20 protein-coding genes are annotated in these 19,863 nt (G+C 70.3%); 11 read left to right on the top strand and 9 right to left on the bottom strand.

Translation table 11 applies throughout. The features are described 5' to 3' along the window. Positions 1–14: 14 nt before the first annotated feature. Positions 15–842 (top strand): metal-dependent hydrolase, encoded by an 828-nt coding sequence (locus VPH43_RS08975; protein WP_328577335.1) that lies wholly within the window; start codon positions 15–17, stop codon positions 840–842. A gap of 13 nt (positions 843–855) precedes the next feature. Here the strand turns inward: VPH43_RS08975 and VPH43_RS08970 are convergent, their stop codons facing one another. Then, a complete protein-coding gene (locus VPH43_RS08970; protein WP_328577334.1) occupies positions 856–2,202 on the bottom strand; it encodes a sensor histidine kinase in 1,347 nt (448 codons plus the stop codon). A 139-nt stretch (positions 2,203–2,341) separates the two neighbouring features. On the opposite strand from VPH43_RS08970, the gene VPH43_RS08965 reads away from it, so the two are divergent. Then, complete coding sequence (locus tag VPH43_RS08965) at positions 2,342–3,073, top strand: DUF1624 domain-containing protein (RefSeq protein WP_328577333.1); 732 nt, start codon at positions 2,342–2,344, stop codon at positions 3,071–3,073. A 7-nt stretch (positions 3,074–3,080) separates the two neighbouring features. On the opposite strand, the gene VPH43_RS08960 is transcribed toward VPH43_RS08965, so the two are convergent. Next, positions 3,081–4,322: a glycerophosphodiester phosphodiesterase gene (locus tag VPH43_RS08960; protein ID WP_328577332.1), complete on the bottom strand. Its 1,242-nt coding sequence runs from the start codon at positions 4,320–4,322 to the stop codon at positions 3,081–3,083. An 89-nt stretch (positions 4,323–4,411) separates the two neighbouring features. Here VPH43_RS08960 and rlmB point away from each other — a divergent pair, with 89 nt between their 5' ends. From rlmB to VPH43_RS08925, 7 genes are all read left to right on the top strand, one after another. After that, the gene (gene rlmB / locus VPH43_RS08955) at positions 4,412–5,146 is read left to right on the top strand and encodes a 23S rRNA (guanosine(2251)-2'-O)-methyltransferase RlmB (protein WP_328577331.1); all 735 of its coding nucleotides are present in this window, start codon (positions 4,412–4,414) and stop codon (positions 5,144–5,146) included. Between the two features lie 170 nt (positions 5,147–5,316). Next, positions 5,317–6,345 (top strand): cytochrome-c peroxidase, encoded by a 1,029-nt coding sequence (locus VPH43_RS08950; RefSeq protein WP_328577330.1) that lies wholly within the window; start codon positions 5,317–5,319, stop codon positions 6,343–6,345. A gap of 12 nt (positions 6,346–6,357) precedes the next feature. Beyond that, positions 6,358–7,926, top strand: a complete 1,569-nt coding sequence (locus VPH43_RS08945) for a methyl-accepting chemotaxis protein (RefSeq protein WP_328577329.1) — start codon at positions 6,358–6,360, stop codon at positions 7,924–7,926. 38 nt (positions 7,927–7,964) lie between these two features. Beyond that, positions 7,965–8,291, top strand: coding sequence for a cupredoxin domain-containing protein (locus tag VPH43_RS08940; RefSeq protein WP_328577328.1), 327 nt, complete (start codon positions 7,965–7,967; stop codon positions 8,289–8,291). Beyond that, positions 8,288–8,704: a c-type cytochrome gene (locus tag VPH43_RS08935; RefSeq protein WP_328577327.1), complete on the top strand. Its 417-nt coding sequence runs from the start codon at positions 8,288–8,290 to the stop codon at positions 8,702–8,704. Before VPH43_RS08940 ends, VPH43_RS08935 begins: the two co-directional genes overlap by 4 nt. Before the next feature lie 63 nt (positions 8,705–8,767). Beyond that, positions 8,768–9,394, top strand: coding sequence for a uracil phosphoribosyltransferase (gene upp, locus VPH43_RS08930; protein WP_328577326.1), 627 nt, complete (start codon positions 8,768–8,770; stop codon positions 9,392–9,394). A 147-nt stretch (positions 9,395–9,541) separates the two neighbouring features. Continuing rightward, the gene (locus tag VPH43_RS08925; protein WP_328577325.1) at positions 9,542–11,404 is read left to right on the top strand and encodes a sensor histidine kinase; all 1,863 of its coding nucleotides are present in this window, start codon (positions 9,542–9,544) and stop codon (positions 11,402–11,404) included. Here the strand turns inward: VPH43_RS08925 and VPH43_RS08920 are convergent. From VPH43_RS08920 to VPH43_RS08895, 6 genes are read right to left on the bottom strand one after another with little or no spacing between them, the layout of a single operon-like run. Next, positions 11,398–12,324 (bottom strand): pyridoxal-phosphate dependent enzyme, encoded by a 927-nt coding sequence (locus VPH43_RS08920; protein WP_328577324.1) that lies wholly within the window; start codon positions 12,322–12,324, stop codon positions 11,398–11,400. The two genes, VPH43_RS08925 and VPH43_RS08920, sit on opposite strands and share 7 nt — an antisense overlap. 7 nt (positions 12,325–12,331) lie before the next feature. Continuing rightward, on the bottom strand, positions 12,332–12,772 hold the full coding sequence (locus tag VPH43_RS08915) for a polyhydroxyalkanoate granule-associated phasin (RefSeq protein ID WP_328577323.1): 441 nt from the start codon (positions 12,770–12,772) through the stop codon (positions 12,332–12,334). 41 nt (positions 12,773–12,813) lie between these two features. Beyond that, positions 12,814–13,380 carry a chromate transporter gene (locus VPH43_RS08910; RefSeq protein WP_328577322.1) on the bottom strand — a complete coding sequence of 189 codons (567 nt, stop codon included), beginning with the start codon at positions 13,378–13,380 and terminating at the stop codon, positions 12,814–12,816. Then, a complete protein-coding gene (locus tag VPH43_RS08905) occupies positions 13,377–13,970 on the bottom strand; it encodes a chromate transporter (protein ID WP_328577321.1) in 594 nt (197 codons plus the stop codon). The genes VPH43_RS08910 and VPH43_RS08905 overlap by 4 nt, the downstream gene beginning before the upstream one ends. After that, positions 13,963–15,213: an MFS transporter gene (locus VPH43_RS08900; RefSeq protein ID WP_328577320.1), complete on the bottom strand. Its 1,251-nt coding sequence runs from the start codon at positions 15,211–15,213 to the stop codon at positions 13,963–13,965. Before VPH43_RS08900 ends, VPH43_RS08905 begins: the two co-directional genes overlap by 8 nt. Then, positions 15,210–16,217 (bottom strand): D-2-hydroxyacid dehydrogenase family protein, encoded by a 1,008-nt coding sequence (locus VPH43_RS08895; RefSeq protein ID WP_328577319.1) that lies wholly within the window; start codon positions 16,215–16,217, stop codon positions 15,210–15,212. The genes VPH43_RS08900 and VPH43_RS08895 overlap by 4 nt, the downstream gene beginning before the upstream one ends. 102 nt (positions 16,218–16,319) lie before the next feature. On the opposite strand from VPH43_RS08895, the gene VPH43_RS08890 reads away from it, so the two are divergent. Further along, on the top strand, positions 16,320–16,832 hold the full coding sequence (locus VPH43_RS08890) for a DUF1993 domain-containing protein (RefSeq protein WP_328577318.1): 513 nt from the start codon (positions 16,320–16,322) through the stop codon (positions 16,830–16,832). 8 nt (positions 16,833–16,840) lie between these two features. Here the strand turns inward: VPH43_RS08890 and VPH43_RS08885 are convergent, their stop codons facing one another. Further along, complete coding sequence (locus VPH43_RS08885; RefSeq protein ID WP_328577317.1) at positions 16,841–17,263, bottom strand: hypothetical protein; 423 nt, start codon at positions 17,261–17,263, stop codon at positions 16,841–16,843. A gap of 118 nt (positions 17,264–17,381) precedes the next feature. On the opposite strand from VPH43_RS08885, the gene VPH43_RS08880 reads away from it, so the two are divergent. Then, complete coding sequence (locus VPH43_RS08880) at positions 17,382–19,829, top strand: penicillin acylase family protein (protein WP_328577316.1); 2,448 nt, start codon at positions 17,382–17,384, stop codon at positions 19,827–19,829. Positions 19,830–19,863 lie beyond the last annotated feature (34 nt).

Below are 19,863 nucleotides of genomic sequence, written 5' to 3'. Positions count from 1 at the left end.
TCGGGAGAACAACGATGACCGACCTCGTGGTGCGCCGCCTGCTCATCGACCTGGAAACACCGATCGCCCGGCACTGGGCCGGCGGCGACGCGTTCCGCAGCGCCTACCTCAATGCGCTGTCGATGAGCTTCCCGGTGGGCGAGCAGTTCTTCATCGATGCGGTGCGCCTTGGCTTCAAGGCGCTGCCCCCGGGTCAGCAGGCCCGGTTCCAGGCGGAGGTGCAGGGCTTCGTCGGCCAGGAGGCCACGCACCGGCGCATTCACGGCCTGTTCAACGGCCACCTGGAGCGGCTGGGTTACGAGAACCGCTGGGCCGTGCGTGCGGCCGCCCGCATCGCCCGCATCCGCGAGTTCGACGTGCGCCATCACCTCGCGGTGACTGCCGCCTACGAGCACTTCACCGCCATCCTGGCCGAGCACATGCTGGCCCGGCCGGAGCAGATGGCCGGGGCCGAACCTCGCCTGCAGACGATGTGGCAGTGGCATGCGGCGGAGGAGTCCGAACACAAGAGCACCGCCTTCGACCTGTACCAGGCGCTGGGTGGCAACTACCTGTGGCGCATGCGCTGGTTCCGCATTGCCACCACCTACTTCGTCATCGACTCGCTGCGCCAGACGGCGACCAATCTGCGCCACGACGGCCTGTTGTTCAAGTGGAGCACCTGGCGCAGCGGCTTCTCGTTCTTCTTCGGCCGCGGCGGCCTGGTGCGCGAATGCTTCAAGCCCTGGCGCGGCTACTTCCGGCGCGACTTCCATCCGTCGCAACAGGAAAGCGGCCGCTCGCAACAATGGCTGCGCGAGCACGCCGGCCAGTACACCGTGGTGGGCCAGGCGACGGTGTGACCGGGCTCCACGCTCAGCGCGCGAAGCGCAGCGCCGCTGCGGTGCCGTGACTCACCGGCAAGGTGCCCGACAAGGGCGGCAGGGCTGCCACCGGTACCTGGCCGTCGCGCACCAGGGTGATGGCGAAGGTGGTGCCCACGCCCTCGGTGCTGTTCACCTCGATGCTGCCGCCCATCTGCTCCACCAGGTGGCGTACCAGCACCAGCCCGATGCCGGTGCCCGGGATGCCCAGGCGTTCCCGGCCCAGGCGGTTGAAGGGCTGGAACAGCTGCGACAGCTGCAGCGCCGACATGCCCAGCCCGGTGTCGCGCACCTCGATGCGCACATGCTCCTCGTCGGCCGGGGCCAGGCTCACGTGCACCTCGCCGCCGGGGCGGTTGAACTTGGTGGCGTTGCTCAGCAGGTTGGTCATCACCTGGATCAGCCGGGTGCGGTCCGCGCGCACCGGCGGCGTGAAGCCGGGCAGGTCCAGTGTGAGCACCACCTGCTGCGTGGTGGCCAGCGGCTGCACCATCGCGCCGGCTTCGGCGACCACCGGCCCCAGGTCCACCGCGCCGATGGTGAAGGTCTGGCGGCCCTGTTCGATGCGCGAGATGTCCAGGATGTCGTCGATCATGCGCACCAGGTGCCAGCCGCCATCCTCGATGTGCTGCAGGTAGCTGCGGGTGCGGGCGGTGTCCCCGTCGCTCAGCGAACGGGCGGAGAGCTGCGCAAAACCGAGCACCGCATTCAGCGGTGTGCGCAGTTCATGGCTCATGCGCGAGAGGAACTCGCTCTTGGCGCTGCTGGCCAGTTCGGCCGCCTGGCGTGCCCGGTCGGCGTCCTGCAGGCGCTGGCGCTCCGCCACTTCGCGCTCCAGCTCCTGGGTGCGCTCCTGGATGCGGCGCTCCAGCTCGGCGTTCATCTGCGCCAGCCGCGCCTCGGCCCGGCGGCGCTCCACCGCTTCGGTCTCCAGCCGGGCGATGGCGGCCTGCAGCTGGTTGATCGACGGGATGCGCAGCGCCTTGGGGATCAGCGGCCACAGCAGCGCCGCGGTGACGATGGACACGGCGCCGGTGGCCAGCTTCACGCCGGCCTCCAGCCAGTAGGCCGGCTGCCAGATGGTCCAGATCGACAGCAGGTGCGTGGTGCCGCACAGGAAGATGAAGGTGGAGAACAGCTTCATCATCCAGTTGAAATGCATGTCCTTGCGCTTGCGCACAAAGGCCATCAGGGCGATCGGGATGGAAAAATACGCCGCCGCGATCAGGGTGTCTCCGGCCACCATGGACCACAGCACCGCCGGGCTCCAGGTAAAACAATATCCGTGGGGCAGGAACGACGACGACGAGCCGAGCAGGCGGGCAAAGGCATCGAACACGTAGAGTCTCCCGGGTGGCGCGGCGTCGGGCGGCTGAAGCCCGATCACGGTGCGCGCATATGAATGGCGGCTTGCCGTGACCAGCGCGCAGCAATCCAGGTGCCTGTGAGCCCAAAATGCCGCGATTGACGCCTAATTCGTGAAAACCCGCACACATTCTGACTCGCCAGCCCGTTTCGACCGGCTGGACGCGCTGCGCGGCACGGCCATCGTGTGGATGGCCGTCTTTCATTTCTGCTTCGACCTCAACCACTTTGGCTGGGTGCGGCAGAACTTCTATGCCGACCCGTTCTGGACCGTGCAGCGCAGCTGCATCGTGTCGCTGTTCATGTTCTGCGCCGGCATGGGCCAGGCAGTGGCGCTGCACCAGGGCCAGGGCTGGCCCCGCTTCTGGCGCCGCTGGCTGCAGGTGGCCGGCTGCGCACTGCTGGTGACTGCGGGTTCCTGGTGGATGTTCCCGCGCAGCTTCATCAGCTTCGGCGTGCTGCACGGCATGGCGGTGATGCTGGTGCTGCTGCGCCTTGCGGCGCCCCTGCGGGGCTGGTTGTGGCCGCTGGGCGCACTGGCCATCGCGTTGCCGCACCTGGTGCAGCACCCGGTGTTCGACAGCCGCTGGACCAACTGGGTGGGGCTGGTCACCCACAAGCCGATCACCGAAGACTATGCGCCGGTGCTGCCCTGGATCGGCGTGATGGCCTGGGGCCTGGCCGCCGGGCAGTGGGTGCTGCACCGGCGGCCGCTGTGGGTGACCGGGCCCCTGGCGGGCCCGCTGCACCCGCTGGCGGTGCTGGGGCGGTGGTCGCTCAGCTTCTACATGCTGCACCAGCCCGTGCTGATCGGGCTGCTGATGCTCGCCGCCCTCGCACGCTGAACGGCTGTCAGTCGGCGGCCTTCACGCAGTCGCGCCGGTTCACCAGGCAGGCTGCATAGCCGGGGTCGTGCTTGAGCAGGTACATCGCGCGCGCCGCGAATGCCGTGTCCGCAAAGTCGCTGAACACACCGTCCACGCCCAGCTCGTAGAAGGCCAGGTACTCGTTCACCGGGTTGCCGGCGTAGTTGCTGGCCAGGCGCTTCTGCTCGTTGCGGAAGGTGTAGGGGTGCACCAGCAGGCCCAGCTTGTGGGCATTGGCCACCACGTCGGTGGGCGGCAGCAGGGCGCGGTCGCGTTCATCGACCAGGCCATCGCCGGTGGCGTCGGCGCAGGCGCCGTTGGTCACCACCTTGCAGGCGCTGCTCATCAGGTAGGGCTTCCACGGCCCGATGCCGTCGGCATAGGTGCGCACCTCCGCCAGGCCCTGCGGCGTGACCAGGTCCTTGAACTGGCCGGGCCGGCCGGACACCACCCAGTCGTAGGGCTTGTCATAGGGCGGGTTGAACACCAGCGTGCCGTCCGGCGCCACGTCGTCCGCGTCCACCAGCTGCACCAGGCGCACGCTGGTCTTGGTGCGCAGGTATTTCAGGTTCGCGGTCTCGAAGGACTGGATGAACACCGGTGCGTTGCGGTGGTTGAGCCCGGCCTTGCTCAGCGCCGCCAGCAGCCGGTCTTCCAGCGGCAGGCCGATCTGCTGGTGGTAGGTGGGATGTTTGGTCTCGGGGTAGATGCCGATGCGGCGGCCTTCCTCGCGCGACTTGCGCTTGACGAAGTCGATCACCTCCTCGAAGGTGGGAATCTCGAACTTGCCGTTGAAGCTCTGGTCGCGGTCGGCCAGCGGCTGCACCGCCCGCAGCTGCTTGATCTCCGCCAGCGTGAAGTCGCTGGCGAAGAAGCCGTCGGTCGGCGCACCGTCGATCACCACGGTGCGGCGCCGGTTGGCGAACTGGGGCAGGTCCTTCACGTTGGTGGTGGCGATCAGGTTCGGCTCATGGCGCGCGATCAGCACGCCGTCCTTGGTGGCCACCAGGTCGGGCTCCACATAGTCGGCGCCCAGCGCGATGCCGAGCGCGTAGTTCTCCAGCGTGTGGTCGGGCAGGTAACCCGGCGCGCCGCCGCGATGGCCGATCACCAGGGGCGCGTTCTCGGCGCGGCGGTGAGGCGGCTGGGCGTGAGCGGCGGGCAGCAGCGCAGCGGCCAGCGTGCAACCGGACAACAGGGCCAGGCTCCAGGATCTCAGGGTGCTCATCGTGTCTCCTCAATGTGAGCCCGCAACGGTAGGCCTTTGGCGTGACGAAGCAGTGACAGGCTGAAACAGCGGCAGGCGACAATCCGCCGATGAGCGCCAAGATCCTGTTCGGCTTCCACGCCGTGACCGTGCGGTTGAAGACCGCCCCGCAGTCCATCACCGAGATCCACGTGGACACCACGCGTCGCGACCAGCGCATGCGCCAGTTCGTGGAGCGCGCCAAGGAAGCTGGCGTGCGCCTGATCGACAGCGACGACGACCGCCTGGCCAAGCTGTGCGGCTCCTCGCGCCACCAGGGCGTGGTGGCGCGGGTGCAGGTGCTGCCGCAAAGCCATTCGCTGGACGACGTGCTCGATGCGGTGGAGGGCGTGCCGCTGGTGCTGGTGCTCGACGGCGTGACCGACCCGCACAACCTGGGCGCCTGCCTGCGCGTGGCCGACGGCGCTGGCGCGCATGCGGTGGTGGCACCCAAGGACCATGCCGTGGGCCTGAACGCCACCGTGGCCAAGGTGGCCAGCGGCGCGGCCGAGACCGTGCCCTACCTGATGGTGACCAACCTCGCGCGCACGCTCAACGAGCTGAAGGAGCGCGACATCTGGATCGTGGGCACCAGCGACGATGTCCAGCAGTCCCTCTACGACATCGACCTGAAGCGCCCGGTGGCGCTGGTGCTCGGCGCCGAAGGGCAGGGCATGCGCCAGCTCACCGCGAAGACGTGCGATGTGCTGGTGCGCATCCCGATGAAGGGCGCGGTGGAAAGCCTCAACGTGTCGGTGGCCTCCGGCGTGTGCCTGTACGAGGCGCTGCGCCAGCGCGGCGGCTGAGGCGACCGCGCTGCCACCCGGTGGCGGCCGAGGAACTAGTGCACGCAATGGCATCGCGAGGGTTTGACCTCACTCAAGCGGGTGCCGGCCGCGGCCGATGAATGGCTAGACCGCAGGAAGCAGGTGTCGCCTTTGCGGCCCGGCCATCCCTCGGTCCAAAAGGAAGTGCCATGGTTCTCGCTCGCGCCGCAGCCCTTGCCAGTACGCTGGCCATCGGCTTTTCCACCATGGCTGCGCCCGGCGCACCTGTCCCGGCCGCCGCGGCAGGCGACAGGCAATGGAGCCTTGCCAAGCCCCCGATGCCGGCCGACAACGCCAGCACGCCGGCCCGGGTGGAGCTCGGCAAGGCGCTTTTCTTCGATCCCCGCCTGTCCGGCAACGGCGCCATGTCGTGCGCCAGCTGCCACAACCCGTCGCTGGGCTGGTCCGATGGCCTGAAGACGGCCGTGGGCTGGGGCGGCAAGGTGCTGGGCCGCGCCACGCCCACGGTGGTGAACACCGGCTTCAACACCCAGTTCATGTGGGACGGCCGCAAGAAGTCGCTCGAGGACCAGGCCCTGGGCCCGATGAAGACGCCCGAGGAGATGAACACCGACTTCGCCGTGGCGCTGGCCCGGCTGAAGAACGTGCCGGGCTATGTGGCGATGTTCGACAAGGCCTACCCGGGCGAGGGCGTGAGCGAGGAAACCATCGCCAAGGCCATCGCTGCCTTTGAACGCACGGTGGTCAGCAGTGACTCGCCCTTCGACCGCTGGCTGGCGGGCGACCGCAAGGCGCTGACCACCTCGCAGTGGCGTGGCTTCAAGGTGTTCACCGACCCGGCCAAGGGCAACTGCGCCGCCTGCCATTCGGGCGGCAACTTCACCGACAACGGCTATCACAACATCGGCCTCACGCCGGGTGCGGAACCGGACGTGGGCCGCTTCGGCATCCGCAAGGTGGCCAGCATGAAGGGCGCCTTCAAGACACCGACGCTGCGCGACATCGAGCTCACCGCGCCGTACTTCCACGACGGCTCTGCGGCCAGCCTGCGCGACGTGGTGGAGCACTACGCCCGCGGCGGCGACGACCGGAGCAACCTGTCGGCCAGCATGAAGCCGCTGACGCTGACCGAGCAGGACAAGGACGACCTGGTGCAGTTCATGAAGTCGCTCACCGGCCGGCCCAAGGCCGTCGCGCTGCCGCACCTGCCGCAGTAAGGGCGGGCAACCATGGCATCCGCGATGAGCCTGCCCTTGCACCAGGCGGTGCCGCAGCCCGCAGCATCGCCCGCCTCCACCCCGCGGCGTGGCGGCGTGTCGCAGTGGAAGCGGCAGGTCACGCTGTTCGCGGCCCTGATGATCCTGCTGGTGGTGGGCGTGGCCGGCGGATCGGCCGCGCTGATGTGGCGCCTGCTGCAGGACGTGGCGGCCACCGAGCAGGCGGGCGAGACCAGGACACGTGCAGCCACTGCCACGCGGCAGGCCATCCTGGAGGTGGACCGCCTGCTCATGAAGACCATCTCCCTGACCGAGCCCGACCACGTGCGCGCGGCCGCGGTCGCCTCCATCGCGGCCGCGTCGCGCCTGGAGGACTCCATCACCACCTTGCGCCAGATCCTGCCGGACAACGCCGACGCGGCGGAGATGGCCCGCCTGGTGGACGGCGTGAAGGCGCCGCGCATGAAGGTGATCATGCTCTCGCGCAAGGGCGAACATGCCCAGGCCCTGGACACCCTGGCCGGCATTTCCGAGCCGCTGGCGCGCATCGACGCGCTTTCCGGCGCGATCCAGGAGGCCCAGGCGGCCGAACGGCTGCAGGCCGGGGTGCAGCGCCAGGCCGTGTTTCGACAAATGCTGGGCGGCTTGTTGGCCGCCTCCGGCGGCGGCGTGGCGCTGGGCCTGCTGTTCTACTGGCGCCTGATGAAGCGGCTGGCCCGCACGGACGAAGTGGAGCGCCTGCTCGGTGAGGTGCACCACAGCGCCGAGCAGCTCGATGCGGACGGGCAGCGCCTGGCGCAGCTCAATTGCGACGTGCGCGATGGCAACGACCGGCTGGGCGAGCTCACGTCCCGGCTGCGTGAATCGTTCGGCGCCATGGGCGACGAGACCCAACGCGCGCTGGCCGAGCTCAACACGCTGACGCAGACCTGCGGCGCGTCCATGGCCACCTCGCGACAGCAGGCGGGTGACGCCGGCGTGGTGGCCGGCCAGATCAAGGCCACGGTGGCCCAGATGCGCGGGCTGCAGGACGCCACCGAGGCGCTGGGCGAGAGCCGCACCCGCATCACCACCTTCACCGAAAGCATTGCGCGCATCTCGTCGATGACGCGGCTGCTGTCGATGAACGCCGCGGTGGAGGCCGCACGAGCCGGCGAAGCCGGCCGCGGCTTCAACGTGGTGGCGATGTCGATCCGCCAGCTCTCCGAAGACACGCAGACCGCCGCGGTGGAGATCCGCCGCGCCAGCGAGGACATCAACCAGCAGCTGGGCACCACCGAGCAGGCCGTGGCCCAGACACGCGCACTGATGGACGACTGCGCGCAGCGCATTGCGGCGCTGGAAGCCTCCGCCGCCCACAACCGCCAGCTGGTGGAGACCATGACGGCCGACGTGCAGGGCTTCCGCACATCGTTCGAGCGCCAGACCGGCCGGGTGCGTGAGCTGGACGGCGCGGTTGGCTCGCTCGACGGCACGCTGCAGGCCGGCCACTCCCATGCGCAGTTGCTGGACCACACGGCCCAGGCGCTGGCCGACACCTCTTCCCGCATGCTCAAGCGCCTGGATTCGGTGCTGCAGTGAATGCCAACCCCTTTTCCTCCCCTTTGCGGAGCTTCCCGATGAAACACCACGCCCTTCGATTCGCCCTGGCTGCCGCGCTGTGCGGCGCGGCCACCTGCTCCCTGGCCGGTGAATTCACCGTGATGCAGAAGGACAAGGCCTTTTCAACCAAGAAGCTGGCCGTCAAGGTGGGCGACACGGTGAAGTTCCAGAACGACGACCCCTTCTCGCACAACGTCTTCTCGCTGTCCGATGCCAAGAGCTTCGACCTCGGCTCCTATGGCAAGGGCGGCGCCAAGAGCGTGGTGTTCGACAAGGCCGGCACGGTGGAGATCGAGTGCGCGGTGCATCCGGACATGAAGATGGTGGTCGAGGTCGCCAAGTGAGGCCTGCGCGGGCGCTGCTGGCGCTGATGCTGGCGGCCTGCACCGGCGCGGCGCCGGCCGCCGGACAACCCGCCTCCGCCCCTGCGGACGCTGCACAGGGCGCGCTGCTGCCGCGCGACAGCACCGATGCGGCCGTGTTTCGCGGCGGCCTGGTGTTTGCCAACTACTGCGTCACCTGCCACGGCATCAATGCCGACGGCAACGGCCGCGCCGCCCGGCTGTACGACCCGCGGCCGGCGAACCTGCGCATGAGCGACAAGAACGACGCCTACATGGGGCTCATCATCCGCATGGGTGGCGAAGCCCTGGGCCGCTCGCAGTTCATGCCGCCCTGGGGAGCGGAGCTCACCGACGAGCAGATGAAGGACATCGTGGCCTACCTGCGCTCGATCAACGTGCGGCCGCGCGACTAGCGAGCAGGAAGCGCGGCCGGGCGCCGCTACACTGAGGCGACCCCGTTCCACTCGAGGCGCGCCATGCCCGTCATCGCCGTCCAGCATCCGCTGGTCAAACACAAGGTCGGCCTGCTGCGCGAGGACGACATCTCCACCAAGAAGTTCCGCGAGCTCACCGGCGAGCTGGCGCGCCTGCTGGCCTACGAGGCCACTGCCGACTTTCCGCTCGAAAAGACCACCAAGCAGTGCTGGAGCGGCCCGGTGGACGTGGACCAGATCAGCGGCAAGAAGGTCACCGTGGTGCCCATCCTGCGCGCCGGCCTGGGCATGCTCGATGGCGTGCTGGACATGATCCCGAATGCCAAGGTGAGCGTGGTCGGCCTGTCGCGCAACCACGAGACGCTGCAGCCCGAACACTACTTCGAGCGCTTCGTCGGCCACCTGGAGGAGCGCACCGCGCTCATCGTCGACCCGATGCTGGCGACGGCCGGCTCCATGATCGCCACCATCGACCTGCTCAAGCGCCGCGGCTGCCGCGACATCCGGGCCCTGGTGCTGGTGGCCGCGCCCGAGGGCATCCAGGCACTGGACGCTGCGCACCCGGACGTGCGATGCTGGACCGCGGCCGTGGACAGCCACCTCAACGACGTGGGCTACATCATCCCCGGCCTGGGCGACGCGGGCGACAAGATCTTCGGGACCAAGTAGGAGGGGCGGCATGCCGCTGATGCGTTTGGCGGGGTTGGCAGCACTGGCGCTCACCCCGGGCTCATGCGCGCACGAGCCCCAGGTCGAGACCTGCCGCGGCTTCGAAAACCCGCACTGAAAGCTGGCATGGTGCGGGGCCTCACTCCTTTGCAGCACGTTGCGAGCTCGCCGCAGCGGCGCGGGGTGGTGGGGGTGCTGGCACCGGTGCTGCTGGGTGTCGGGCTGGTGGCGGCGCTGGCGGTGGCCAGCCTGAGCCTGCTGTCCGCGCTGCGCGCCTATTCCCTCGCTGAAAGCCACTGGTCGCAGGCGCGCAGCCAGGCGGTGGAGCTGTTGCGCGACTATGCCCGCAGCCGCGATCCGCGCGACTTTGCGCGCTTCGAACGGGCGCTTCAGGTGCCGCTGAGCGACCGCATCGCCCGCGAGGAGCTCGAGCGCAGCCAGCCCGACGAAGAGCGTGCGCGCCAGGGCCTGCTCGCCGGGCACAACCATCCCGCCGACGTGGAAGGCATGCTGATGCTGTACCGCCGCTTCGGCAGCATGGCGCGGCTGCAGGCCTCGCTGCAAGCCTGGCGCGAGGGCGACGAGCTGATCGCGCAGCTGCGCATGGTGGCCGAGCAGATGCGCGACCAGATGAACGGCCCGTGGCCGCAGGCCGCGGCGCTGGACGGCTACCTGGAGCAGATCAGCAAGCTCAACACGCAGTTCATCGCGGTGGAAAAGCGCTTCACCGACGAGCTGGCGCAGATGGCGCGGGTGGTGGAGCGTGTGCTGATCGGCAGCGTGCTCGCCATTGCGGTCGGGCTGGCGCTGGCCGGCTTGTGGCTGGCGCGCCGCTCGTTGCGCCAGCGGGCCGAACGCGAGCGCGCACTGGCCGAAGCCACCGAACGCTGGGCGCTGGCGGCAGAGGCCGGCGGCCTGGGACTCTACGACTGGGTGGTGGCGCGCGACGAGCTGCGCATGGACGCCAAGGCGGCCGCGCTGTACGGCCTGGGCGACGGCGCCGGCGCGGTGGTGCGCCGCGCCACCGTGACGGAGCTGCTGCATCCGGACGATGTGGCTTCCGCGCGCGAGCAGCTCGATGCGGCGCTGCGCTCGGGGCGCCGGTTCAAGGCGCGTTATCGGGTGCGGCTGCCCGATGGCACCTGGCGGCACCTGGAGGCCACCGGCCTGATGCAGGGTGACCCGGTGGGCGGCGGGCACATGGTGGGCGTGGTGCGCGACGTCACCGAAGAAGAACGCCAGACGCTGCTCGCGCGCCAGCGCGACGCGGCCGAGCGCGCAGCCCAGGCGCGCATGGAATTCCTCTCGCGCCTGAGCCACGAGCTGCGCACGCCCCTGAACGCCATCCTCGGCTTTGCCCAGCTGCTGGCGATCGACCACACCCGCCCGCTCAGCGAGCCGCAGGCGCAGCGCGTGCAGCTCATCCTGGACGCGGGCCAGCAACTGCTCAAGCTCGTGGAGGACGTGCTGGACCTCACCAAGATCGATGCCGGCGCGGTGAGCGTGCGGCTGGCCCCGGTGGACGTGGCCGCTGCGGCGCGGGCCAGCCTGGCACTGGCGAGCGGGGCGGTCCATGCGTTCGCGGTGGAGGTGCGCGACCGCATGCCGCAGCAGCCGCTGTGGGCCCTGGCCGATGAGCAACGCCTGCAGCAGGTGTTCACCAACCTGCTCACCAATGCCTGTAAGTACAACCGCCGGGGCGGCTCGGTCACGCTGCAGGCTTGGGCCCAGGGCGAGCGTGTCTGCGTGAGCATCGCCGACACCGGCCGCGGCATCACCCACGCCGAGCGGGCGGAGCTGTTCCAGCCTTTCAGGCGGCTGGCGGCCACCGCGGGCCAAGTGGAGGGCACCGGGCTGGGCCTGTTCATCGTGAAGTCGCTGCTGGAGCGCATGAACGGCAGCATCGAGCTCGAGAGCACCTGGGGCGAGGGCTCGCGCTTCACGGTGGTGCTGCCCGCCAGCACGAACGGCGCCGGCACCGGCGCGGCCCCTTCAGGCGCGGATCACTGAACCTGCAGCGTCTGCTGCCACGCCTGCAGCTGCGCCCAGGTGGCCGACACGCCGCCGCACACCACCACCAGCACCCGAGTGGCGCCTTGCAGCGCCGGATGGCCGGGCTGGGTGGCCACCGCCAGCGCGGCGCCGCAGGCCGGCTCCACCAGCACGCGGTGCTCATGCAGGAAGTCCATGCAGGCCTGCACCGCCTGCAGGTCCGACACCACCACGCTGCGCACCGGATGCTCATGGGTCCGTTCGACCGCGCGGGCGCACACCTGTCGTGCGCCCAGCGAGGTGGCGATGCTGGTGATGGCGGGCAGCTGCACCGCATGCCCCGCCACCATCGCCTGGGCCAGCGAGTCGGCCCCGTCGGTTTCCACCGCCACCACCGGCACATCGGTCCAGCCCTGGGCATGCAGGCCCTCGATCACCCCGCACAGCAGCCCGCCGCCGCCCACCGACAGCACCACCGCGTCCGGCCGCAGGCCAGCCTGCGCCACCTCGTGGACCAGGCTGGCATGCCCCGTCCACAGCAGCGGGTCGTCGAACGGGTGGATGAAGGCGTCCCCCTCGCCCAGCAGCGACTGCAGGTGCGCATTGGCTTCCATCCAGGAGCCGCCGTGCACCAGCACCTGCGCGCCTTCACGCCGGATCAGCTCCTTGGCGCGCGGCAGGGTGGTTTCCGGCACCACCACCGTCACCGGCAGGCCCAGCATGCGGCCCGCGTAGGCCACGGCCAGGCCGGCGTTGCCGCCGGAGGACGACATCAGGCGGCGTGCGCCCCGCGCTGCATGGGTTTCGCAGGCGTGCCCGATGCCGCGCATCTTGAACGACCCGCAAGGCTGCAGCGCCTCCATCTTCAGCCACAGCTCACGCCCGGGCTGGCGGTAGGCGCTGGAGGCGATGAGCGGGGTGGCGATGTGCAGCGGCATCCGGTGGTCAGCGGGGTTTTGGCGGGGCGAGTTTCACACGGGCCAGCCGCCTGGCATTGGCGGTGACGCGCCGATGCGCCGGCTTCATGCCGGTGCCCAGCAGGCCGGACAGTGCACGGCTGGACGTGGCGGCCCATGCCCGGGTGTCGGGCCAGGCACTGGCGCGCCACGGCGTCGCGCAAAGCTGCAGCCAGGACTGGAACATCGTTTGCGCGGCTGCGTGCTGCATGCGCCACAGCTGCACGCCCATGGCCATCATCGATTCACTGAAGGCGTCCAGCTTCTCCTGCCCCATGCGATGGAACTCGCGCCGGTCGCGTGCATTGGGCTGGGCGCCCGCGGCCAGCATGCGCAAGCTGCGGTGGGTGATGACCTGCGGCGCGGCGAGTGCCATCTCGAACAGGGTGGTGCCGTGGCGGGCCCAGGCGAGGCTGTCGCGTGTATTCATGGGTGGTCCTTGCAGAGGTGAGTACCCGGTGGGGGCAAGCCTCAGGCCCACCCGAGCCCGCCCACCACGGCCCCCACGCCGATCATCCACATCGGGCTCAAGCCCGTGCGCCAGATCACCAGCACGGTGAGCACCACCAGCGCGGTGGCCCCGCGGCTGCCATGCGAAGGCTCCGACAGCACCCAGCCGGTGGCCAGCAGCAGCCCCAGCGTGAGCGGCGCCATGCCGTTGGTGAAGGCCCGCACGCCGAGCGCGTCGCGCCGTGCACCGCCCCAGCGGGTGGCGGCCAGTGCCAGGGTGGTGGAGGGCAGCAGGATGCCCGCCATGGTGGCCACCACGCCCGGCAGGCCGGCCACGTTCCAGCCCAGCACCGCCACGAACAGCAGGTTGGGGCCGGGCGCGGCCTGCGCCAGCGCCACCGAGGCGGTGAACTGCGCGTCGGTGATCCAGCCGTGTTCCTTCACGATCAGCCGGTGCATGTCCGGCGCGGTGGTGATCGCGCCGCCGATGGCCAGCATGGACAGCACCAGGAAGTGGGCAAACAGCCCCAGCAGGTCCAGCAGGCTCAGGCCGTGGGCCAGCGGCCAGGGCGCGGCGAGCCAGCTCATCGTGCGCGCAGCCGCCACCAGGCGCAGCCGACGGCGGCCACGCCCAGGATCGCGATCACCCACACCATCGGCCAGCGCAGCACCGTGATGCCCAGCAAGGTGAGCAGGGCGAACACCGCGCACCAGCCGCGCCCCATGGCATTGGTCTTCAGCGAGGGCAGCAGCTTGAGCGCGGTGGCGATCACCAGGCCGGCCGCCACTGCGCCCATGCCGCGCAGTGCGCCCGCCACCCGGGGCAGGGCGGAGAACTCGCTGTAGAGCGCGGCCAGCACCAACACCAGCACCAGCGGCGCGGCCAGCATGCCGCCGAGCGCCGCCACCGCGCCACGCCAGCCGAAGTAGCGGTCGCCCACCATCATCGCCAGGTTCACCACGTTCGGGCCGGGCAGCACCTGCGCCACCGACAGCAGCTCCACGAACTGGGCCTTGTCCATCCAGCGCCGGCGCTCCACCAGCACATGCTGGGCCACGGCCAGCACGCCGCCGAACCCCTGCATCGCCATGGCGGTGAACACGCGGAAGAGTTCGCCGCAGGAGGCCGGCGCCTGGCTGGCGCCGGGAAACATCGGGCCGCGGCGCGGCTCAGGCATGGCCTGCCGCCGTGTCGCGCAGCAGGCGCCGGCCGGCCCACAGGCTGAGCGCCAGGGCCACCAGCAGCCAGCCGAGGGCCACCCAGTGCAGCGGCGCAAAGCCGTGGCGCGCCAGCAGCCAGCCGCCACTGGCCGCGCCCGCCGCCTGGCCGAGGTAGATCGCCGACGTGTTCAAGGCCATCAGCGCCGGCGCCAATGCCGGCGCGGCCAGCCCCAGGCGCGCCTGCTGCCCCGAGTTGGCGGCGAAGCAGCCCATCGCCCAGGGGATGAGCACCAGCATCATGCTGCCCACGCTGGTGGCCCAGGGCCAGGCCAGCAGCGACAGCGAGATGCACACCAGCTGCAGCGCCACGGCCCGCGAGGCGCCCACCCGGTCGATGCTGCGCGCCAGCAGCACATTGCCCAGCAGGCCGAAGGCGCCGAACCAGAAGAACAGGCCGCTCACGCCCGACGCGCCGGCGCCCAGCACCTGCTTGTAGTAGGGCGCGAAGTAGGAGAACAAGGTGAACTGGCCGGCACTCTGCAAGGCGGTGACCCCCACGATGGCGACCAGCGCGGGGCGGGTGAGCGCGTCGCGCCAGGCGCCCAGCGACATCGGCGGCGGGCGCACGCCCCTCGGCATCAAGCGCGCCAGCCACACGCAGCCCACGGCGGCCAGCGCAGCCACCAGGCCGAAGGCATAACGCCAGCCGAAGGCCTCGCCGATGTAGCTGTGCACCGGCATGCCGATCACGGAGGCCACCGACCAGCCGAGGAAGATGAAGGTGATGGCGCGGCCGCGCTGTTCGGGCGGTGTCATGGCGCCGATGGCGGCGGCCGCCTGCGGCGTGAACAGCGCGGCGCCCAGCACCGACACGCCGCGCAGCAGCGCCAGCGCCGGATAGTCCGGGCTGAAGGCGCAGGCCGCATGCCCGACGCCGTACCAGGCCAGCGCCCACACCAGCACGGTGCGCCGGTCCGCCCGCCCCACCGCGGCGGCCAGCAGCGGCGCGCCGAAGCACATCACCGCCGCGGCAATCGCGATCAGCTGGCCGCCGAGCGCAACGCTGACCTGCAGCGAGCGCGTCAGGTCGTTGAGCGAGCCGGCCACCACCATCACGCCGCAGCCGATGACGAAGTTGCCGTAGAGCAGGGTCCAGCGCAGTGCGGCCGTCGGCGCCGCGGCGCCGGCCGATGCGGGCGGCTCCTGGCGCAGGCCCGCGGGGGCCGCGTCTGCGGCCGCTGGGAGCGGCCCTTGTGTCACCGGATGACTTTCAGCGCTTCCGGGTTGACGATGTTGCTGGGCGTGTTGTTCACGAAGTTGACGACGTTGTCGAACGCGGCGCCGAAGTACAGCTCGTAGCTGTCCTGCTCCACGTAGCCGATGTGCGGCGTGCACACCGCGTTCTCCAGCCGCAGCAGCGGATGGCCCTGCAGGATGGGCTCGCTCTCGAACACGTCCACCGCGGCCATGCCGGGGCGGCCGCGGTTGAGCGCGGACACCAGCGCGTTGTCCTCCACCAGCTCGGCGCGCGAGGTGTTCACGAACAAGGCGGTGGGCTTCATGCGCGAGAGGTCGTCCAGCCGCACGATGCCGCGGGTGCCTTCGTTCAGGCGCAGGTGCATGCTCAGCACGTCGGCCGTCTCGAAGAACGCCTCCTTGCTGTCGGCGGCGGCGTAGCCGTCGGCCAGGGCCTTGTCGCGCGACGAGTCGCTGCCCCACACGAGCACGTCCATGCCAAAGGCCTTGCCGTAGCCGGCCACCAGGCGGCCGATGCGGCCGTAACCCCAGATGCCCAGCGTGCGGCCCTTGAGCACCAGGCCGAGGCCGAAGTTGGGCGGCATGGAAGCGGCTTTCAGCCCTGACTGCTGCCACGCGCCGTGTTTCAGGTTGCCGATGTACTGCGGCAGCCGGCGCATGGCGGCCATGATCAGCGCCCAGGTGAGCTCCGCCGGGGCGATCGGCGAGCCCACGCCTTCGGCCACCGCAATGCCCAGCCGGGTGGCGGCTTCCACGTCGATGTGGGGCCCGACCTTGCCGGTTTGCGCGATGAGCTTGAGCTTGGGCAGCTTTTCCAGCAGCTGGCGCGGGAAGTGGGTGCGTTCGCGGATCAGCACCAGCACGTCGGCGTCACGCAGGCGGATCGACAGCTGGCCGATGCCCTTGACCGTGTTGGTGAACACCTTCGCATTCAGGTGCTCGAGCTTGGTGGCGCACTTGAGCTTGCGCACCGCGTCCTGGTAGTCGTCGAGGATGATGATGTTCACCCGCCTGATTTTGCACCCCGCTCAGCGTGCGCGGCGGTGCCAGCGGGTTTTGCCGCCAGTCGCTAGCATCCGGCACTTCGACCCAACCACAGGAGACACCCCATGGCCATCACCATGCATTCGGCCAGCGTGCCGGTTTTTGTGCGCATGCTCCAGAACATGAACACCTGGCTGGACAAGGCCGTGGCGCACGCCGAGGCGAAGAAGTTCGACCCCTCGGTCTACCTGGCCGCCCGCCTGGCGCCCGACATGCTGCCCTTCAGCCGCCAGATCCAGATCGCCACCGACAACGCCAAAGGCTGCGTCGCCCGGCTGGCCGGCGTGGAGATCCCGAAGTACGAGGACAACGAAGCGACCATCGACGAGCTGCGCGAGCGCATCCGCAAGACGGTGGACTTCATCCAGTCGGTGCCGGCGGACAAGTTCGAAGGCTCCGAAACGCGCGAGGTGGAGATTCCGCGCCGCACCGGCGAGCCGCTGCGCTTCAAGGGCGAGGCCTACCTCAAGCACTTTGCGCTGCCCAACGTGTTCTTTCATGTGACCACCGCCTATGCGCTGCTGCGCCACAACGGGGTGGACCTGGGCAAGGCGGACTACATCGGCCCGGCGGCGTAAAGGTTCTTTCAGTCCAGCGGGACAAAGCCCGAACGCGGCGAGCGGGTCGGGAAATGCCGGTTCAGCGCGGCCATGCGGCGTTCGGCCTCGGCCTGGGTGTGGCGGGTGGCGATCAGCCCGTACATCTCCGAGCGCGCATGCCACAGCTCGCGCATGGAGCGGATGTGGCGGATGCGGTGCTGCAGGAACTCGGCGTGCTGGCTGCCGATGTCGTCCAGCGCCTGGGCAAACTCCTCCCGCACCGTTTGCAGCTGCTGCGTGCCAGTGTCGCCGGCCGGCTGCTGCGGCGGGGCCAGCCAGCGCAGGGCGCGCCGGTAGGCGGGCTCCGGCTCGCTCAGCAGGGCGGGCGGGCAGACCTCCAGCCGCATGCGGGTGGACGGCGGCGGCGCGAAGTCGCGCCGGGTGGGTCGGGGCAGCAGCAGGGACAGCATATGACTGTGACTTTCGACCGGTTTGCCGGAAACTTGAGACATTGTTGGCGGCCGGCCGCCAGGCCAAAGCCCGGAAAAGGGCGTGCAAACCGCACAGTTCATCGGATGGGAGGGCGTGATGAGGGGAATCCGTTACCTGCTGTGGGCGCTGCTGGCCCTGGCGCTGTTGCTGGCGGGCGCGTTCTGGCTGTACAGCCGGGCGGTGCTGCCGGTGACCGACGGCACGCTGGACCTGCCCGGTGCCGGGGGCGAGATCCGCATCGAGCGTGATGCCGATGGCGTGCCCACCATCCGGGCGGGCAACCTGCAGGACCTGATGTTCGGCCTGGGCGTGGCCCATGCGCAGGACCGGCTCTGGCAGATGGAAACCCACCGCCGCATCGGCGCCGGCCGGCTGTCCGAGGCCTTCGGCGAGGGCGCGCTGGACACCGACCGCTTCCTGCGCGCCCTGGGCGTGCGCCGGGCTGCGGCGGCCCAGTGGGAGCGCACCCAGGGCGAGTCGCGCGAGGTGCTGCTGGCCTACACCCGCGGGGTGAACGCCGTGCTGCAGCGCCAGGCCAAGGTGCTGCCGCCGGAGTTCCTGATCCTCGGCGTGAAGCCCCAGGCCTGGGATCCGGTGGACAGCCTGGCCTGGGGCGTGATGATGGCGTGGGACCTGGGCGGCAACTGGGGCACCGAGCTGTTGCGGGCGCGCCTGGCGCTCAAGCTGCCGGTGAACCGCATCAACGAGCTGCTGCCGCCCTACCCGGGCGACCAGCCGCTGGCCACCGCCGACTATGCCGCGTTGTTCCGCGAGTTGAAGCTGGGCGATCCGGGCGGCCGGCAGGCCAGGCTGGCCGCGCCGCCCTCTGGCGTGGAAGGCGTGGGCTCCAACAACTGGGTGGTGGCCGGCTCACGCAGCCAGTCGGGCAAGCCGCTGCTGGCCAACGACCCGCACCTGAAGCTGTCGGCGCCCGCGCTGTGGTACTTCGCCCGCCTGGAAGCGCCGGGCTTCAAGATGGCCGGCGCCACCATGCCGGGCCTGCCGCTGGTGGTGCTGGGCCAGAGCCAGCACATCGCCTGGGGCTTCACCAATACCGGCCCGGACGTGCAGGACCTGTACCTGGAGAAGATCAACCCGGACGATCCATCGCAATACCAGACCCCCGACGGGTGGGCCGCCTTCGACGCCGTGGACGAAGTCATCCGCGTCAAGGGCAAGCCGGATGTCAAGCTGCAGGTGCGCCGCACCCGCCACGGCCCGGTGATCTCCGACGCGGGCGTGGCGGACGACCTCATCGGCCCGGCCGGGCGGCCGGCGTATGCGATTGCCATGCGCTGGACCGCGCTGGACGCCGACGCCGAGCCCATCGGCGCCAACCTGGCCACCACCCGGGCCACCAGCGTGGAGCAGTACATCGCGGCATCGAGCGCGTGGGTGGCGCCGATGCAGAACATGGTGGTGGCCGACACCGCCGGCCACATCGGCTTCGTGGCGGCAGGGCGCGTGCCGCTGCGCCACCCGGACAACGACCTGCATGGCGTGGTGCCGGTGCCGGGCTGGGACGCCCGCTACGACTGGACGGGTTTTGTGCCGGCGCAGGCCACGCCGCGGGAGACCGACCCGCCGCGCGGCTTCATCGCCACCGCCAACCAGCGCATCCACGCAAAGGACTATCCGTATTTCCTCGGCAACGACTGGGCCCTGCCGTACCGGCAGCAGCGCATCGAACACCTGCTGCAGGCGCGCCCGCAGCACACGGCCGACAGCTTTGCCGCGATGCAGGCGGACGTGCAGTCCCTCGCGGCCGCACCGCTGCTGCCATGGCTGATGAAGGCCCAGGCCACGCACCCGCTGGCCGCGGCGGCCCGCACGCACCTGCAGGGCTTCGACGGCACCATGGCCGCCGACCGCGCGGCGCCGCTCATCTTCTGGGCCTGGGCGCGCCACCTCACGCAACGTGTGTTCGCCGACGAGCTCGGCTCGATCTATGAGCGCAGCCTGTCCAGCCGCAGCTACCGCGATGCGCTGGAGGGGGTGCTGGCGCGCAACGATGGCTGGTGGTGCGACGACAAGGCCACGCCGGCCGCGGAAACCTGCGCGGCCCAGGCCGACGCGGCCTTGAACGAGGCCCTCGCGGAGCTCCAGGCCCGGCTGGGCGACGACGTGGCGCAATGGCGCTGGGGCGACGTGCACCAGGCTCGTTCGGAGCACCGGCCGTTCAGCAAGGTGAAGGCGCTGTCGCGCTGGTTCGAGCTGCGCACGCCGGTGGGCGGTGACACCTACACGGTCAACGTCTCACGGGTGGCGCTGCGGCCCGACACCACCACCGGCGAGCTCTACCTCGACGAGCACGGCCCGTCGCTGCGCGCCATCTACGACCTGGCGGATCCGGCGCAGTCGCGGTTCATGCATTCCAGCGGACAGTCCGGCATCGTGAGCTCGCCGCTGTACCGCAACTTCGCCGAACGCTGGGCCCGGGTGGAATACCTGCCGTTGTGGGGGCGGGGCGCGCCGGCGCACACGCTGCTGGTCAGGCCCGCGGCCGCGGGCCCGGCCGGTGGCCCCGCGGCGAGTGCGCCGTGAGGGGTGGTGCATGCTGAAGGGAAGGGAGACAGCG

The organism is Ideonella sp. BN130291 (genome assembly GCF_036231905.1).
In the GTDB taxonomy this organism is placed as follows: domain Bacteria; phylum Pseudomonadota; class Gammaproteobacteria; order Burkholderiales; family Burkholderiaceae_C; genus CAMLIZ01.
This window is presented reverse-complemented; position numbering and strand designations above follow the sequence as displayed.